The sequence below is a fragment of the Sphaerisporangium dianthi genome (assembly GCF_042654065.1).
In the GTDB taxonomy this organism is placed as follows: domain Bacteria; phylum Actinomycetota; class Actinomycetes; order Streptosporangiales; family Streptosporangiaceae; genus Sphaerisporangium; species Sphaerisporangium dianthi.
Genome location: NZ_JBHSFP010000035.1, coordinates 78,797 through 95,429, shown reverse-complemented (window position 1 = coordinate 95,429; position 16,633 = coordinate 78,797). Strand labels below are relative to the sequence as shown.

The 16,633-nt window shown below is 72.3% G+C and carries 17 protein-coding genes; 9 read left to right on the top strand and 8 right to left on the bottom strand.

All coding sequences use genetic code 11. From position 1 onward, the window contains the following. Positions 1 to 179: 179 nt before the first annotated feature. Positions 180 to 1,160, bottom strand: a complete 981-nt coding sequence (locus ACFO60_RS34065; RefSeq protein ID WP_380849120.1) for a lytic transglycosylase domain-containing protein — start codon at positions 1,158 to 1,160, stop codon at positions 180 to 182. A gap of 440 nt (positions 1,161 to 1,600) precedes the next feature. Between ACFO60_RS34065 and ACFO60_RS34060 the strand changes: the two genes are divergently transcribed. From ACFO60_RS34060 to ACFO60_RS34035, 6 genes are all read left to right on the top strand, one after another. Then, entirely contained in the window at positions 1,601 to 2,620 is a 1,020-nt protein-coding gene (locus ACFO60_RS34060) for an ABC transporter substrate-binding protein (protein WP_380849118.1), read from the top strand. A 37-nt stretch (positions 2,621 to 2,657) separates the two neighbouring features. Then, on the top strand, positions 2,658 to 3,482 hold the full coding sequence (locus tag ACFO60_RS34055) for an ABC transporter ATP-binding protein (protein WP_380849115.1): 825 nt from the start codon (positions 2,658 to 2,660) through the stop codon (positions 3,480 to 3,482). Continuing rightward, entirely contained in the window at positions 3,475 to 4,383 is a 909-nt protein-coding gene (locus ACFO60_RS34050) for an ABC transporter permease (protein ID WP_380849112.1), read from the top strand. The genes ACFO60_RS34055 and ACFO60_RS34050 overlap by 8 nt, the downstream gene beginning before the upstream one ends. Continuing rightward, positions 4,380 to 5,759 carry an LLM class flavin-dependent oxidoreductase gene (locus ACFO60_RS34045; RefSeq protein WP_380849109.1) on the top strand — a complete coding sequence of 460 codons (1,380 nt, stop codon included), beginning with the start codon at positions 4,380 to 4,382 and terminating at the stop codon, positions 5,757 to 5,759. Before ACFO60_RS34050 ends, ACFO60_RS34045 begins: the two co-directional genes overlap by 4 nt. Next, a complete protein-coding gene (locus ACFO60_RS34040; protein ID WP_380849106.1) occupies positions 5,756 to 6,280 on the top strand; it encodes an NADPH-dependent FMN reductase in 525 nt (174 codons plus the stop codon). Before ACFO60_RS34045 ends, ACFO60_RS34040 begins: the two co-directional genes overlap by 4 nt. A gap of 278 nt (positions 6,281 to 6,558) precedes the next feature. Beyond that, positions 6,559 to 7,038, top strand: coding sequence for a flavin reductase family protein (locus ACFO60_RS34035; RefSeq protein ID WP_380849132.1), 480 nt, complete (start codon positions 6,559 to 6,561; stop codon positions 7,036 to 7,038). A gap of 204 nt (positions 7,039 to 7,242) precedes the next feature. Here ACFO60_RS34035 and ACFO60_RS34030 read toward each other — a convergent pair whose 3' ends face one another. The 5 genes from ACFO60_RS34030 to ACFO60_RS34010 all read right to left on the bottom strand — a co-directional run bounded on the left by ACFO60_RS34030 (position 7,243) and on the right by ACFO60_RS34010 (position 12,039). After that, positions 7,243 to 9,276, bottom strand: a complete 2,034-nt coding sequence (locus tag ACFO60_RS34030) for a hypothetical protein (protein WP_380849103.1) — start codon at positions 9,274 to 9,276, stop codon at positions 7,243 to 7,245. A 330-nt stretch (positions 9,277 to 9,606) separates the two neighbouring features. Further along, positions 9,607 to 10,101, bottom strand: coding sequence for a DnaJ family domain-containing protein (locus tag ACFO60_RS34025; protein ID WP_380849100.1), 495 nt, complete (start codon positions 10,099 to 10,101; stop codon positions 9,607 to 9,609). A gap of 95 nt (positions 10,102 to 10,196) precedes the next feature. Then, a complete protein-coding gene (locus ACFO60_RS34020; RefSeq protein WP_380849097.1) occupies positions 10,197 to 10,973 on the bottom strand; it encodes a MauE/DoxX family redox-associated membrane protein in 777 nt (258 codons plus the stop codon). A 9-nt stretch (positions 10,974 to 10,982) separates the two neighbouring features. Beyond that, positions 10,983 to 11,579 carry a cell wall protein gene (locus ACFO60_RS34015; protein WP_380849094.1) on the bottom strand — a complete coding sequence of 199 codons (597 nt, stop codon included), beginning with the start codon at positions 11,577 to 11,579 and terminating at the stop codon, positions 10,983 to 10,985. Between the two features lie 10 nt (positions 11,580 to 11,589). Beyond that, complete coding sequence (locus ACFO60_RS34010) at positions 11,590 to 12,039, bottom strand: RlpA-like double-psi beta-barrel domain-containing protein (protein WP_380849092.1); 450 nt, start codon at positions 12,037 to 12,039, stop codon at positions 11,590 to 11,592. Between the two features lie 213 nt (positions 12,040 to 12,252). Here ACFO60_RS34010 and ACFO60_RS34005 point away from each other — a divergent pair, with 213 nt between their 5' ends. After that, complete coding sequence (locus tag ACFO60_RS34005) at positions 12,253 to 12,825, top strand: phosphotransferase (RefSeq protein WP_380849089.1); 573 nt, start codon at positions 12,253 to 12,255, stop codon at positions 12,823 to 12,825. A gap of 657 nt (positions 12,826 to 13,482) precedes the next feature. Here ACFO60_RS34005 and ACFO60_RS34000 read toward each other — a convergent pair. Together ACFO60_RS34000 and ACFO60_RS33995 are read right to left on the bottom strand one after the other, a co-directional pair. Beyond that, positions 13,483 to 13,854, bottom strand: coding sequence for an ASCH domain-containing protein (locus ACFO60_RS34000; protein WP_380849086.1), 372 nt, complete (start codon positions 13,852 to 13,854; stop codon positions 13,483 to 13,485). A gap of 50 nt (positions 13,855 to 13,904) precedes the next feature. Further along, positions 13,905 to 14,513 carry a TetR/AcrR family transcriptional regulator gene (locus tag ACFO60_RS33995; protein ID WP_380849083.1) on the bottom strand — a complete coding sequence of 203 codons (609 nt, stop codon included), beginning with the start codon at positions 14,511 to 14,513 and terminating at the stop codon, positions 13,905 to 13,907. A gap of 79 nt (positions 14,514 to 14,592) precedes the next feature. On the opposite strand from ACFO60_RS33995, the gene ACFO60_RS33990 reads away from it, so the two are divergent. Next, on the top strand, positions 14,593 to 15,606 hold the full coding sequence (locus ACFO60_RS33990) for a saccharopine dehydrogenase NADP-binding domain-containing protein (RefSeq protein WP_380849080.1): 1,014 nt from the start codon (positions 14,593 to 14,595) through the stop codon (positions 15,604 to 15,606). Positions 15,607 to 15,726: 120 nt separating this feature from the next. Continuing rightward, the gene (locus ACFO60_RS33985; protein WP_380849077.1) at positions 15,727 to 16,602 is read left to right on the top strand and encodes an NmrA family NAD(P)-binding protein; all 876 of its coding nucleotides are present in this window, start codon (positions 15,727 to 15,729) and stop codon (positions 16,600 to 16,602) included. Positions 16,603 to 16,633 lie beyond the last annotated feature (31 nt).

Sequence of the window (16,633 nt, the reverse complement as noted above, 5' to 3'; positions counted from 1 at the left end):
CGCTGTGCCTCAACGTCGAGGTGCTCTCCAGCGACGGCATGTCCATCGAGATGCGCGACACCGACGAGGACGTCTTCCGCGCGGCGGAGGAGCTCGGCATCGACCTGTCCCGGCGTGAGCCGAGCAGCGTCGAAGAAGTCTGACGGTCCCGTGGCCGGCTCACCGGCCCCGGAGTCTCGCTAGGAGAGTCCGGGGCCGGTGAGCCGGCGCTCGCCGTCCGTGGTCAGCACGAACACCTGCCAGTTGTAGTACGCGTAGAAGGCGCGCCTGTCGCGCTTCATCTGGCGGGTGTGCAGCAGGACGGCGTCCACGTAGGCCTGGGAGTGGTTGTAGGCGTGCAGCGCCCTGCGGTAGTCGCCCGGAGCGCCGGAGGCCCGCAGGTAGTTGGCGGCGGCCGCGACGGCGTCCCCGGTGTCGTGGATGTCGCCGCCCATGCCGTAGGCCCGCCAGGTCGCCGGCATGAACTGCATGGGGCCCTGAGCGCCCGCGCTGCTCGCCGACCGCACCCGGCCGAACTTGGTCTCCACGAGCATCACCGCGGCCAGCACCTCCCACTCGACGCCGAAGCGCCGCTCGGCCCGCTTGAAGTGGCCGAGCAGGACGTCCGCGGGCAAGGGATCCTGTACCTTGAACGTCGCCTTGCCCGTCAGGGGGTGGGCCAGCGACAGCAGCTCGCGGACGGCCGTGGCGTCGTCCCTGGCCTGCGCGGCGATCGACGGGCTCAGCCGGGCGAAGGCGCGGGAGGCCGTCTCGGCGTGGCGGGCGGCGTACCGGCACAGGCGCTGGTGGTGCAGGGCGAGCAGCACCACGGGCTCCGGCGGACGGCCGCGCCCGGGATCGCCGTCCTTGACCCAGGCGGTGATGGCCGCGCGCAGCGCACGGGTGGTCTCGTCCAGGGCCCGCGCGAGCCCGGCGGGGTCCTTGGGGATCTTCTCGTCGGGCCGGGGGAGATCGGCCGGCCCGTCCGGCGTGCTCGCCGCGCTCGACCCCGTCGAAGGCGTCGCGGCCGGCGCGGCGCTCGCGCCGGACGGCGGCGAGGCCGTGTCGGGACCGCTCGACGCCCACCCGCATCCGCCCGCCCCGGCCAGCGCCACGGCCGCGAACGCGACCAGCGACACCGCCCGGCTCGATAGGCGCCCGCCCGCCATGCCCGTCCCCATGGTGACCCAACCTACAACCGGCGGCACGGCCATGAGCGCGGTACGCGCGGCTTGAGGCGGCCGTGCGCTGGTGAGCGCTCTTCCGGCAGAGATTCATGTACAACCGGTAGGAAATATTGACTTCTTGGGCTCCGGCGTCGTAGGTTCGATCTATGGGCCAAGGGCTTTACCTCACACGGCGCTCGCACGTGGACTTCGGCCACATCGCCGGCGCGCAGTGTCACTGATCGCGCATCGCGGGCGCCGTCCGCACCCGCGCACACCGGCGAGGGGGCGTGCGGCCGCGGCGCCGCCGCAGCCCGACCTCGCACTTCATCGTGGCCGACGGTGTCCACGTTCCCGTGAAACCGCACCATCTCCCCAACGACCGTCCCCTTCGGCATGCCTTGCCCGCGGCACGGCGCCGCGCGAGCATGCCCTTCCTCCATGAGGCCTTTTTCGTGATCAGACACAGACACGCCCTCATCCCCGTCCTCCTGGCGATATCCCTGGCCGCGTGCGGCACGGCCTCCGGCTCGGCCGGGCCGGGCGGCCTCGAAGTCACCGAGTTGCGTTACCAGGGCAGCGTCGGGGCCGTCACCTTCCCCGAGCTGGCAGAGCACCTCGGATATCTCGCCCCCGTCAAGCTCAAGTGGATCGGCAACACCATCTCCGGCCCGCAGGACATCCAGGCCGCGGCCACCGGCCAGACCGACTTCGGCGGCGCGTTCAACGGCGCCATCGTCAAACTCGCGGCGGCCCGGGCCCCGATCAAGGCGGTGGTCGGCTACTACGGCAGCGACAAGGACAGCTACGTCGGCTACTACGTCTCCGACGGCTCGCCGGTCAAGGGGCCCCGCGACCTGATCGGCAGGAAGATCGGCGTCAACACCCTCGGCGCCCATCTCGAGGCCGTGGTCAAGGAGTACCTCAAGCGAGGCGGCCTGACCCCGCAGGAGATCGCCAAGGTCGAGCTGGTGGTCGTGCCGCCGGTCAACACCGAGCAGGCGCTGCGCCAAGGCCGGATCGACGTGGCCGCGCTGTCGGGCATCCTGCGCGACAAGGCGCTCACACGCGGCGGCATCCGCCCGCTGTTCAAGGACATCGACCTGTTCGGCCCGTTCACCGCCGGCAGCGTCGTGCTCACCCAGCGGTTCATCCAGCGGAACCCGAACACGACCCACAAGTTCGTCGAGGCATTCGCCAAAGCGGTGGAGTGGACCCAGACCCACTCCCGTGACGAAGTGATCGACGAGTTCAAGAAGATCATCGCCGCCCGGGGCAGGAACGAGGACGCCGGCAGCGTCGCCTTCTGGAAGAGCAGCGGCGTCGCGGAGAAGGGCGGCGTGATCGACGCCAAGGAGTTCCGGACATGGGTCGACTGGCTGGAACGCGAGGGCGAGATCAAGCCGGGCCAGGTCAAGACGGCCGACCTGTTCACCAACGAGTTCAACCCCTTCCAGAACGGGACCGCCTCATGACCCCCGCCCGCCGCCGGCCGATGACGAAGGAGGCGTCGTGACCGTCACCTCCGCGGGGGTCCGCACCCGTACGAAGATCGACATTCGGGGCGTCGGCAAGACGTTCCAGGTCAGGGGAGCGGCCCGGCCGTTCAGCGCGGTCGAGGGCATCGACCTGGACGTGCGGGACGGCGAGTTCCTGACCCTGGTCGGCCCGAGCGGCTGCGGGAAGTCGACGCTGCTCGACCTGATCGCCGGCCTCACCGCGCCCACCACCGGGGAGATCCTCATCGACGGCCGGGCGGTGACCGGGCCCGGCCTGGACCGCGGCATCGTCTTCCAGCAGTACGCCCTGTTCCCCTGGCGCACGGCCCTGGCCAACGTCGAGTTCGGCCTGGAGGCCAAGGACGTGCCGAGGAGGGAACGGCGGGAGCGGGCCCGCCACTACCTGGACCTCGTCGGACTGGACGGCTTCGGGCAGCGCTACCCGCACGAGCTGTCGGGCGGGATGCGCCAGCGCGTCGCGATCGCCCGCAGCCTGGCCTTCGACCCTGACGTGCTGCTGATGGACGAGCCGTTCGCGGCCCTGGACGCCCAGACCCGCGAGTCGCTCCAGGAGGAGCTGCTGCGCATCTGGGAGAAGACGAACAAGACGATCGTGTTCATCACCCACGGCATCGACGAGGCGGTGTACCTGGGCCGGCGGGTCGCGGTGATGACCTCACGGCCCGGCCGGATCAAGAAGATCATCGATGTGGCGTTCGGCTCGCGCGAGGGCGACCTGCGCGCCGACCCGCGGTTCGGCGAGTACCGCCACGAGATCTGGACCCTGCTGCGCGACGAGGTCGCCGCGGCCCAGGAGCAGGAGCGCACCATTGGCTGACACCCTCGCGGCCCCCTCCGCCCCGGCCTCGGAACCCGCCGTCCGCGCGACGGTCATCTCCGAAGCCGCCCTTCCGGGAACCAGCACCCCCGAAGCCGCCCTCGCGGGTGACACCGCCTCGCGGAGCGCGGCGTCCAGGGCCGCGGCACGTGCGGCGCTGCTGCTGCGGCGGTCGCTGGCCCTGCTGCTGCTGGCCGCCGCCTGGGAGCTGCTGCCCCGTGCCGGGGCGGTGGACCAGGTCTTCGTGCCACCGCTGTCGGAGGTGCTGATCGCCTGGTACGACCTGCTCGCCGGAGGGCGGCTTGTCGAGCACTTCCAGGCGTCGCTGATCAGGTCGGTCTCCGGGTTCGGCCTGGCCATCGTGCTCGCCATCCCGCTCGGGCTGGCCATCGGGTGGTACCGGCCCGTCGCGGACTTCCTCAACCCCGTGCTCGAACTGTTCCGCAACACCTCGCCCGTGGCCCTGCTCCCGGTCTTCGTCCTCATCCTCGGCCTCGGCGAACCCTCCAAGATCACTTTCATCCTCTACGCCTGCGCGTGGCCGATCCTGCTCAACACGGTGGGCGGCGTGCGCACCGTGGAACCGCTGCTGATCAAGTCGGCCCGCTCCATGGGACTCGGCCCGCTCAGGCTGTTCCGCAAGGTGATCCTCCCGGCCGCCGTCCCCACCATCTTCACGGGCATCCGGCTGGCCGGCGCCTACTCCATCCTCGTGCTGCTGTTCGCCGAGATGGTCGGGGCGAAGGCCGGGCTCGGGTACCTCGTCCAGGACGCCCAGTTCAGCTTCCGCATCCCCGACATGTACGCCGGGATCATCACGATCTCCGTGCTCGGCCTGCTGTTCAACCTGCTCCTCCTCAGCGTGGAGCGCCGCTTCTCGACCTGGAGGACCTCCGCATGACCACCCGCAGGCTTCACCTCAACGCCTTCCTCATGGGCGTGGGCCACCACGAGGCGGCCTGGCGCCATCCGCGCACCGAACCGGCACGCCTCACCGACGTCCGCCACTACCAGGAGCTGGCGCGCATCGCCGAACGCGGCCTGCTCGACTCGGTGTTCCTCGCCGACGGCCTGGCGCTGCAGGGCGACGTCCGGCACAACGCGCTCGGCGGCCTCGAACCGCTCACCCTGCTGTCGGCCCTGGCGGCGGTGACCGACCACATCGGGCTGATCGCGACCGTGTCCACCACCTACAACGAGCCGTTCCACGTCGCGCGCAAGTTCGCCTCGCTGGACCACATCAGCGGCGGCCGGGCCGGGTGGAACATCGTCACCTCCGCGAGCGAGGCCGAGGCGCGCAACTTCGGCATCGAGCGGCCGGCGCACGCCGAACGCTACGCCAGGGCCACCGAGTTCCTGGACGTGGTCACCAAGCTGTGGGACAGCTGGGAGGACGACGCGATCGTCGCCGACCGCTCCGGTGGGCACTACGCCGACACCCGGAGGATCCACGCGCTGGACCACGAAGGCGTCCACTTCAGGGTCCGCGGCCCGCTGAACACCTCCCGCCCGCCGCAGGGGCACCCCCTGCTCGTGCAGGCCGGTTCCTCGGAGGACGGCAAGGAGTTCGCCGCCCGTTTCGCCGAGGCCGTGTTCACCGCCCAGCAGACCTTGGACGACGGCCGGGAGTTCTACACCGACCTCAAGTCTCGCCTGGCCAAGTACGGCAGGCGCCCCGAGGACGTGCTGATCCTGCCCGGCATCTCGCCGATCATCGGCTCGACCGAGCACGAGGCGCGGCGGCTGGAGAAGGAGCTCGAAGAGCTGATCATCCCCGCCTACGGGCTGGCGCAGCTGTCCCACCTGGTGGGCATCGACCTGGCGGAGGACGCGCTGGACCGGCCGCTGCCCGACATCCCGGTCGAGACCGAGGGGGCGCAGAGCCGCCGCAAGCTGGTCATCGAGCTCGCCCGCCGGGAGAACCTGACCGTGAGACGGCTCCTCGGCCGCCTGGCGGGCGGGCGCGGGCACCGGGTCGTGACCGGCACTCCGGAGCAGATCGCCGATCAGATCCAGACGTGGTTCGAGAACGGCGCCGCCGACGGGTTCAACATCATGCCGCCGGTCCTGCCGGGCGGCCTTGAGCACTTCGTCGACCATGTCGTACCGGAACTGCAGTTCAGAGGCCTGTTCCGCACCGCCTACGACAGCCGCACGCTGCGCGGCAACTACGGCCTGGAACGGCCGGCCTCGCGCCACGCGGCGCGTGAGGCGGCCGAGACGGCGACCGCGGCGGGAGAGGCCGGCGGACGGCTCGACGTGGCGGTGGCGTCATGAGCGCGCCGGTCGCGCTGGTCGGCAACCCCCGCCCGGGGTCCAGGACGCTGACGGCCGCGGTGGCGGCCGCCGAGGCGGTCGGGCGGCGCGCCGGGTACGACGGGCCCGTGGAGGTCGTGGACCTGTCGGCGCTCGGGCAGCTCCTGCTCGCGCCGGGCCCGTCGCCCGCGGTGGAGGCGGCGCTGGAGACGGTCGCGGGGGCCCGGGTGCTCGTGGTGGCCAGCCCGACCTACAAGGCCACCTACACCGGCCTGCTGAAGGTGTTCCTCGACCGGCTCGCCTCGGGCGCGCTGGCCCGCACCGTGGCGCTGCCGCTGCTGGTGATGGGCGACCCCCGGCACGCCTTGGCCGTCGAGCTGCACCTGCGCCCGGTGCTGACCGAGCTCGGAGCCCAGGTGCCGACCCCTGGGCTGGCACTGCTGGAGTCGCAGATAGCGGATCTGGACACGGTCCTCGCCGGCTGGGCCGAACGGGTAGGCCCTCAGGTCGCCGCGGCCGTGCGGGAAAGGGCGGAGATATGACCGAGACCGTGCCCGCTCAGCGCCGCCCGTCCCGGTGTGCGGAACGGGACGGCGGCACGGCGTCCGCCGCGTCCGGCGGCGTCGCGGCCGCACAGACCGGGGCCCAGCCGCCCGGCGGCGCGGCGCCCGCACAGATCGCCGGTCCGGCGCCCGGCCGGTCCGCCGGCCGGGGGCGGGACCGATCCGGTGTCACGGCGCTCGACAGTCCCGCCGCCGTCGCGCCCGCCCGGCCTGGAGGCGCGCCCGCCCGGCCCGGAGGCGCGGCGCCTGGCCCGCCGGTGGACGGCGGCACGTTCCGGCAGGCGCTCGCCGTGCACGCCGCCGGCGTCGTCGTGATCACCGCGCAGAGCGACGGCGTGCCCGTGGGTCTGACCGCCACCTCCTTCACCTCGGTGAGCCTGGACCCGCCCCTGGTCTCGTTCTATGTCGACCAGAGGTCCACCACGTGGCCCTGGCTGCGGTCGGCCGACCACTTCGCGGTGAACGTCCTCGCGGGCGACCAGGCGGAGCTGGCGGCGCGGTTCGCCCGCAAGGGCGTCGACCGCTTCGCCGAGCCCACGCGGTGGCGGCCGGGGCCGCTGGGCGCGCCGCTGCTGCGGGACGTCGCGGCGCACCTGCTCTGCCTGCCGTACGACACCTTCAACGTGGGGGACCACGTGCTGGTCGTCGGGCTGGTCGCCGAGGCGGAGGTGCACGATCCCGACCGTCCCCTGCTGTACCACCAGGGCCGCTTCGGCGACTTCTCTCCCCATCCCTGACCCTGCGATCACCGTCCCCTCAAGGGCGGGTGAGCGGCCGAGCCCGCCGCCCGCGACGGCCCCCCGGTCTGCCGCCCGCCCCCGATGATCGGCCCCCGCCGGCCCGGCTCACGCCCCCGGGCCGGCGGGCGGTCCGCCGCCGGCCCCGCCCGTGCGCGTCACGGGCGGGCCCGCCGCATCGTTCAGCCGGTGTGCTCCGCCGTGTCAGCCGGTGTGCTCCGCCGCGCAGGGACGGCCGGCGCAGACGTCGACGACGAGGCCGGAGGTCAGGAAGTAGGCCTTCTGCCTGCGCGCCGCCGGGTCGGCGCGCGGGTCCTCGTGCGAGTCGGCGCCGTACTCCGGGCCGATCGGCGGCGTGTTGGTCACCGGGGGAGCGGGCGTGCCGCTGTCCCACACGACCATCGCCGAGCCCGCGTACGGCCCGTGCGGCAGCGGCGGGATGCCCCAGTACGGGACGACGTCGGGGCCGCGGCCGGGGGTGATCGCGGGACGGTGGACGCGGGCGCCGATGGTCCGCGCCTCCACCTCGGCCGCGACCGTCGTGACCTGGTGGTCGCCGAACGCCACGTGCATGAGGACGCGGTGCCGAGGCGAGCCGGGCAGCGGGTCGCCGCCCAGGTGCTGGGCGTACCCGTCGGTCTCGGCCCTGTCCCACAGGATCTGCAGCAGCGCGAAGCACACCTGCTGGTCCAGCTTGTCGGGGTAGTAGCCGTCCATGACCCGCTGGAAGGGCTGGAAGTCGACGCTGCGGTTGAGCAGCGTGCTGTAGTTCATGCCCGGAACCCCGAGCACAGCCCTGCGCACGTCGGGCGAGACGGCGACGAGCGCGCCGCCGGCGATGGCGCCCTGGCTGTTGCCGTCGTAGACCAGCTCGGCCCGCCGGTCGATCAGCGAGCGGCCCTTGGCGTCCTGGAACGCGGGGTCGGCGGCCAAGCCGTCCTTGCCGGTCATCGCGCGTCCGAGGAGGACGAAGTCGACCAGGCTCTGCTGCAGCCGGTCGGCCACGGTGTCGAAGCGGGAGAAGTCGGTGAACACGCCGCCGACGTTCGGGATGTCCTCCTCCGCCATGCCGATCCAGGCGGTGGCGCAGAAGAGGAAGCCGTGCTCGCCCGCCATCGCCCGGACGTTGGAGGCCCGCACCTCGGTGATCCTGCCGAGCAGGCCGTGCCCGTAAAGGGACGGGCGCGCGGGCTTGAGGAACGCCGACCGCGGGATCTCGCACTGGAACGCCGCGCGCAGGTCGTCGCCCAACCGGGCCGGCCGGCCGGCGGCGTCGCGGTTGAGCACCGACCCGGGCGGGCCGCCCGGCCGGCTGAGGTAGTTGGGCACCAGGACCTCGCCCCGCACCTCCCGCGCGATGTTCGCGTCCTGCTCCGCGGTGAAGTCGGTGACGGAGGTGACGGCGAACCTCGGCGACCTGCCGCGCAGCCCGGCGAGCGCGTCGTCCCGCATCCGCAGTGCCTGCCCGGCGAGGCCCTGCGCGCTGGCGACCGTGAAATCCCAGGCGAGGTAGAGGTCCTTGCCGCCGACCCCGGCGCGGGCCAGGTCGCGCAGCGTGCGCCGGAGCGCGGCCTGCCGGTCCGCCGGCGGGCCGGCGTCGGCGGGCGCCGCCCCCGCGAGCCTGCCGAACACCTCCGGCGGGGCGATCACCGAGCCGGAGGAGTCCTTCAGGCCCCGCAGCGCGACGGCGTAGCGGTGGCCTTCCAGGAAGTTCTTCGCAGGTCTGACGATCAGCGCCCTGCGGGCCGGGTCGGTCGCGTTGGCGTCCAGTTCGGCCCAGTAGGGCCAGCGCTCCCCGGTGCGGGTGTCGACGATCACGATCGGGGCGTCCCGCCTGAGCGACCTGCCGGCGTCGGTCACCGGCGCGGCCCCGGTGGCGGCGAGGTCGAGGCCGGGGACGTGCGCCAGCAGCATCGAGCCCGGAGAGAACCCGTCGGAGCGGTTCCAGGCCGCCGGGTCGATGGGCGTGCCCGCGGCGTTCTTCGGTGTCATCGCGGCCGACAGGTTCAGCCGCAGTCCCGTGGGAGTCCGCGCCGGCGCCGTGAACCAGTCGTTCGGGAAGGGCAGCAGGCAGTCGGCCCCGCCGACCGGGTCGCATCCCGGCGCGAGTGTGGGGACGGCGGCGGCCGGGGGAGGAGCGGGGGAGGCGGACGCCGCCGGTACGGGCCCGGCCGTGGCCACGAGTACCGAGGCCAGGGCCGCCAGGGACGAGATCGTGAACGAGCGATGCGGGCGCACATACCCTCCAGGGCCGGAATTCCTCCCTGGAAGATCGCACCCGTGCCGAGTCCTGTGCGGGTGATCCGTGCATCGCAATGAAAATGATGGAGTTGTCCGCATGCCGGGAGTACGGGATGTGGCGCTCGCCCGGCCGGGAACCGTCCCCGCATGCGGGCGGTGCTGCTCGCAAGCGGCAAGAGGCCGGCCCGCCGGGCGGGTTCGCCATGAGGGCGGCCCCGGCGAGGGCTCACCGGACCCGGGAGTTCGGCGACGGCTGGGCGCTTGGGCGCGACGGCGGTGACCCGGTCCCCGAACGCACCGGACCGCCCGGCGAGGAGGCCGGCGGCTTCAGGGCTTGCGGCGTCGCCACCCGAAGAAGGAACGCGGCCTCCTGGCCCGCCGCGCGGGCGCGGCCGGCGGGGGAGCGGCGGATGGGGGCTCGGGAGGACGCCGCTCGCGCCAGTCGCGGACGACCTCCTCGACGTCGAAGGGCATCAGGTTGAGCGGCGGGCCCGACAGCGCCTTGCGATGGCCCTCGACGATCTTGGCGTTGATGTCCGCGACGATCTCGCGCACCACGGCCTCCGTCCGGGCGCCGACCGCCGCCGCCAGGGCCTCCTCGGCCTCCTTGCGCAGCGCCAAGGTGCCGGGCAGCGGGAACGACAGGTTCTCCTCCTGGAGCTTGCGCTTGACCCACCACATGTCGTCGTGCGGTTTCCCCTGGTCAGGGAGGGGTTTTCCGGCGCCTGGCAGATCGTCGAAGGCGCCGCGCTCGGCGGCCTCGCGGATCTGGCGGTCGATCCACGTCTCGAAGGAGACTCCGATCGGTTTGCGCTCTGTCAACAGGCTCGCCCCCAAGTCCGCCGGCACGTGCGTGTACTGGCCACCATAACGACCGGCGGGCCCAGGCCCCCGGACGGGTGGCCCGGGCGGGGGGCTCAGGCGGCCGCGGGCTCGTCGGTCAGGGCGACGCGGACCGCCGAGGGGTCGTCGCCGGACAGCGGGACGGCGAACACCGCCGCCCGGCCGCCCGCCGCGTACACCACGAACCGCAGCCCGTCCTCGTCCCACGCCTCCCGCACGTCCGAGGTCAGCCGCGCGGACGCCGAGCAGTACGCCGGGCTGCGGTAGAGCAGGCGCAGGCTGACCTCCAGCGGGACGTCCTCGGGCGAGGGCACGGCGAGGGGATCGCGCAGGCGCACGAGCAGCCGTCGCAGCGGCATCAGCCAGGCGCGGTCCAGTTCGGGGGACAGGGCCAGCAGGGCGACGCCCTCCGCCACGCCGAGCGCGACCGAAGGCGCGTCGATCGGGTACGGCCGCGCCCAGACCGCCACGACGCTCGCGGCGAGCAGCAGGCCCGCGCGTGCGAAGCCGCGCAGGTTCACCGGCTGCGAGTGCGCGCCCAGGCAGCCGCACGAGGACGTGGGCGCGGCGCGGCGGGCGTAGGCGAGATAGGCCAGGAAGCCGGCGGAGAGCGCGGCGGCGGCCGCGCCCTCCGCCGGCGCGGAAGGCGGCAGCAGCAGCGCCACCGCCACCGCCAGTTCCAGCACGCCGGCGAGCCGGAGGGCAGGGACCGCGCGCGCCGGGCCGACCAGGCGCGCCAGGGCGGTGCGCCCGGCCTGCGCCCGCATCCGGCGGCCGGCCAGTTTCAGCACGGCCGCCCACAGCAGGAGCGGGCCGATCACGTACGGCTGCAGCGCGGCGATCCCGTTCATGTGTCGCTCCTAGTGGGGGGAGAAGACGGTGGCGATGTCGACCTGGTTGGTGTCGGGCCGCCAGGCGCCCAGCACCTGCACGTGCTGGCCGACGCGCAGCAGCGAGAGGTCGGCCGACGGCGGCGCGTCGGAGTAGACGGCGACCGACTTGCCCGGCACCTGGTGGCAGAGGATCTCCTGCCCGTTGTGGTCGAGGTGCAGTTTCTCGCTGGTGATGTTGCGGACATGGCCCTTGATGTTGACGATGTTCAGCCACACCGACTCCGCGGCGAGCACGCCGTCCGGCATGCGCACCCCCCGCGCGTACAGCCCGTCCCCGGGGCGGGCCGCGTCGAAGGCGACCGGGCCGAGCTTCCACAGGCTCGTCCCGTCCACCACGCGGATGCGGTGGAACACCATGTTCGAGCCGAGGACGAACATCGTGTTGTCCTTGATGGAGCGGATGCGGCCCTCGGCGAAGTTCGGGTCCGGCGCGCCGGGCTGGATGTCGGGCGCGGCGGCGCCGAAGGCCGCCTCGGGGCCGAGCGACCCCATCGCGGTCGCGGCGAGCACCCCGGCGCCGCCGCCGAGCACGGCGGACTTGAGCAGTTGCCTTCTGCTGGTCATCGGCGGCCTCCTAGGGAGTCGAGATCTCGCACGGCCGCAGTCCGGCCGACAGGCTGGCGATCTTGCTGAAGGCCGCCGGGGTCAGGTCGATCAGCCGGTTGCTGGCGCAGGTCGCGCCGCAGCAGCTGCGCTCGCCGCAGAACAGGTCGGTCTGCGGGCCGCAGTCGGCGATCGAGGTGACGACGCTGGTGCCGGTGCACAGCGCCGTCGTCCGGTGGGAGAAGCCGCAGGTCCTGCGGGAGAGGCTGACGCCGCAGGCGTCCGGACGAGTGATCGACAGGCACGCGTCGGAGGTGTTGGGCCAGGCATGTTGCATGCTGCCGGAGTTGCAGGTGCCGCAGGCTCCTCTGCCGGTGCTGCCGCACGGCCCCCAGGCCGAGCCGCAGCAGAACCAGGAGACCTCTCCCTGGACGGGTCCGAGCAGGTCACGGGGTGGGTCGACGGACTGGGTGCGCGCCATGCGCGTCCTCCTAGGGGTTGGAACGCGGGCCCCCGATTTAGGTGGTACGGCTGGGCGGAAACTTCCTGACAAATTCCATCAATCACAGGTAATAAATCTCCGTCAACGACCAACTTACGATCACCCAAAAGCTATGGATCCCCGGACGGCCGTACGCCGCGCGTGCGCGGGGTCGCGGGCCGATGGAGCCGGGGGAGGGGCGGTCCGCGCGCGATGCGCGTGTGTTCGGGCGTTCCGGACGGGGTCGCGGCCCAGGAAGACGAGGAAGCGGGCGGCCTTGCCCCAGCGCATCATGGTCGACGCGGAGCAGGCCCACCGGCTCACTGCCGGGCAGTTCCTCGGTGGGCGGACATCCCGAGCGAGCCCGTAGCCAACGGTGGCCGGGATGACTGGACCCTCCACCTCGGCGACGAAATGTCAGTGCGTTTGCCCAGCGCTTCCGAGTACGCCCTGGCGGTTGAAAAGGAACACCGGTGGCTTCCGCCGCTCGCCGCTCGGCTTCCACTGCCCATCCCTGCCCCGCTGGCGAAGGGCGAGCCGGGCGCGGGCCACCCCTTCTCGTGGTCGGTCCACCAGTGGCTTGACGGTGAGCCTGCGAGCGCCGACCGGATCGCTGATGCGGTCGGATTCGCGGTCGACCTGCCCGGCTTCGTCGCCGCCTTGCAGAGCATCGACACCGTTGACGGTCCCCGGCCGGGAAAGCACAACTGGTTCGGGGGCGCCACGCTGCGCACCTATGAGGGGCAATTCGAGTCGTTCAGAAGGTCATCAGGGCATGGCTCGTAGAGGTCACCCCACCAGCGACGGGCCTTGTTGTCCCAGATCCGGTAGCCGCCGGGCACACCTCTGGCGACGTATCGCCTCCTGCTCACACGCACAGAGTAGGCCCATAGGAACGTTTGTCCTGTAGGCGTTTGATCCTGCTCGATGGCGTATTGCGCTGACATGTCACCCGCAGGCGACCGTCTTGTTTGCGCGCTTTGGATGGATATCTGTGCGACAAGCTGTGGGATCGAGCTGCTCGGCCGCCGGTCTCGTCCCGGAAATCCCGTCTCATCCCAAGGTGGGCGATCAGTCCGCACCGCCCAGAGCAGATCCAAAACCACAGGATTATCCATCAGTTGGTGTCCGATTCGCTGACCATGCAAGATCCGCCCTCTTCTGAGCTGCGGGAACTCGCGGACCGGATCGGCGTGTAGAAAAAGTACGTGCACCAATAGTGAAAAGCCGGCCTGAGCGGGAGACGCGTCCAGGCCGGATGCGATCAGCACCCTAGTTGGCGCTTCGACGCCATCGCCTCCGGATTGTGACGACGCGTGATCTCCCTCGTCCCCCACGCCTGCTCAACGGGCAGGCGAGAGGCGTAGTCGGCATGCGCGACATCCCCATCCCGGTCGACGTCTCCCGGCTCCAGTTCATCTGCGTGAAGGCCTCGTGCGGTCATCAGTGTCCTTGGTCCAGGAGTTCGATCTCTATGGCCAGGACGCCGAGTGCTTCTTTCTCGGGGCTGTAGATGCGGCGGATGTCGGCGAGTTGCTGCTGGCGAGGGCTGTCGGGGTTGACGTTGGCGGCGCCTTCGGCGTCGAGCATCTCCTCGAAGCTGCTGTAGCGGGCGACGCGCTTGACACGGGTGAGGGCGTCGTCGCGGTCGCAGACGAAGCGGATGTGGTCGCGGGCTTTGAGATCACGAAGGTCGGGGTACTGGACCCGGACCTCTATGGTCTTGCGGCCGGAGGCGACGAGATCGAAGTAACGGCGGTAGAGGTTCATCTCTCTCGCGCGCGGGGCCGTGGTGGAAGAGGGGCGTGCGGTCATGACTCGGTCCGGTTCCTGGGTGGTGTACGAGCGGTAGAAGTCGCGTGTGGTCAGGGGTTCTGGGTGGGGTCGCGGGCCAGGGAGGTGAGGAAGCGGGCGGCTTCGGTGGCGACGGCCGGCAGGGCTCGCCGCGGGTCGTCGGAGCGGGCCAGGAGCATGCCCGCCTCGCACAGCGCGCCGAACATCAGCTGGGCGCGGACGGGCAGGTCGCCGTCGGCCATGCGCCCGTCGGCGATGGCGGCCCGCATGCCCTCGGTGAGGACGCGCAGCGTGTGCGCGTACTCGATCGCGCGCACCTCCTCCCAGCCGAGGACGGCCGGCCCGTCCAGCAGCACGATGCGACGGAACGCCGGGTCCAGGCAGTGCTCCAGGAAGGTCAGGCAGCCGCGCAGCAGGCCCGACCAGGAGTCGGGCTCGGCGACGGCGGAGGCTTCCAGCGTGGCCGAGATCCGCTGCTGCTCGCGGACGAACACCTCGCGGAACAGCGTCGCCTTGTTGAGGAAGTGGTGGTAGGCGGCGCCCTTGGTCACCCCGGCCGCCGCGGCGACCGCTTCGATGGTGGTGGCGGCGTAGCCGTCGCGCCCGAACAGCTCGTGGGCGGCGGCGACGAGCTTGGAGGTCGTCACGTCCGAGCGCTCCGCCTGGGTGCGGCGGGTCATGGCACCCCCTTGACAGTCGTATGAGGCGAACATAGATTCGATTCTCGGTTACATACCCACGGTATGGAAGTGAGTCGTCATGACCCAACCGCTCATCGCAATCTACGGTGCGACCGGGCATACCGGGCGGCTGGTCGCCGCCGAGCTGCACGCTCGCGGGCAGGCCATGGTGCTCGCCGGGCGAGACCCCGCCGCGCTGGAGGCCATGGCGGCCGAGTACGGCGCGCGGGCCCACCACGCCCCGCTGGACGACCCGGCGGCCCTGCGCGGGCTCGCCGAGAGCGCGGCCGTGCTGATCCACTGCGCGGGCCCGTTCTCGATCACCGGCGAGCCGGTCGCGTCGGCCGCCGCCGAGGCCGGCTGCCACTACATCGACCACGCGGTCGAGCCGCACCACGTCAAGCACCTGTTCGACGCGCTGCAGGCGCCGGCCCAGCACACGGGGGCCACCATGATCCCCTCGCTCAGCTTCTACGGAGGCCTCGGCGACCTGCTCGCCGCGGCCGTGGCCGGCGGCATGACCGGCATCGACCGGGTGACGGTCGCCTACGCGGTGAGCGGCTGGCGGCTCACCACCGGAGCGCTCGCCACGGCCCGGCAGCTCTTCGCCGAGACGCGGCGCATCGGCTTCACCGACGGCGCCCTGCGCGTCGGGTACGTCGAGCCGCGCAACGCGGTGTTCGCCTTCCCTCCGCCCCTCGGCCCGCGGACCATGATCGCTCCCGTGCCCTTCCCCGAGGCGCTGACCATCCCGCGCCACATCCCCGCCCGCAACGTCGAGGCCATGCTGACGGCCAGGACGTTCGAGGAGGAGGGCGTCTTCGAGAGCGAGCACGTCACGCCCGCCACCCGGGCGCGCACCGACTTCACCGTCGCCGTCCAGGCGATCACAGAGCACGGGGGCCGTGCCGGGCACCTCACCGGGCACGATCTGTGGCGGGCGGGAGCGCTGGCCTCGGTGGAGGGCGCCCTGCGGCTGGCGGGCGGCGACGTCCCGGCCAAGGGCGGCGTTCTCAGCGCCGCCGAGGTGTTCCCCGCCGAGCCGTTCCTGCGCACGCTCGAAGGGCTCGGCGCCTTCACCGTCACCTTGTGAGCCGGGCGCGGGACACAAGGCGGTGATCGAGTGCGGGGCCACGGGGAGCGGCCGCGCGGCGGCTCCTCGCGGGCCACGGGTGGCCAGGGGGACCGAACGAGACTTCACAGAGGAGGCGCGATGGAACCGGTGCTGGTCACGGGCGCGGCGGGAGGGCGGCAGGGGTCGACCGGGCTGCACGTCGCCCGCATGCTGCTCGAACGAGGGCAGGCCGTACGGGCGTTGGTGCACCACGAGGACGCCAGGGCGGAGCGCCTGCGCGCGTTGGGCGCGGAGGTGGTGGCCGGCGACCTGCGGGAGATCACCTCGGTGATCCCCGCGTTCGCCGGGGTGCGCCGGGCGTTCTTCACCTATCCGGTGACCGAGGGCATGCTCGACGCCGCGGCCGTCTTCGCCGCGGCGGCACGGCGGGAAGGGCTCGAGCGCGTGGTCGAGGTGTCGCAGCTCGCGGCCGACCCCTACGCCGGCACGCCGCACATGCGCCGCCACTGGGTCGCGGAAGAGCTGTTCGACCGGGCCGGTGTCGGCGCCGTCCACCTGCGCGCGGGGGTGTTCTTCGAGAACCTCGCCGTCCTGGTGCGAGCCGGAGGCGGGCGTGAGCTGGCCCTGCCGCTCGGGTCGCCCGGCACGGTGCTCCCGCTGATCGCCGCGACGGACGTGGCGCGGGTGGCGGTCGGGGCGCTGACCTCGCCTGAGGGAGAGGTCGAGCCGATCTGCCGGCTGACCGGCGAGGTCATGACCATAGGGGAGGCCGCACGGACCTTCGGCGAGTCGCTCGTCTACCTCGACCAGCATCCGCAGGAGTGGCGGCGCAAGGCGATGACGCTCTACGACGACGCGGTCGCCGTCGAGCATCTCTCTCACCTGTGGGAGCTGTTCCGCCTCATCGGCGGGCACCACGAGCTCTACCAGGTGACCGAGGCGATCGAGCGCGTCGGCGGGCGCCCGCCCCTCACGCTGCGCGAGTTCGTGGCCGCCGAAGGACCGTTCTGCTGACGGCGGTGCACGCGGGCCTCCGCTGATGGCC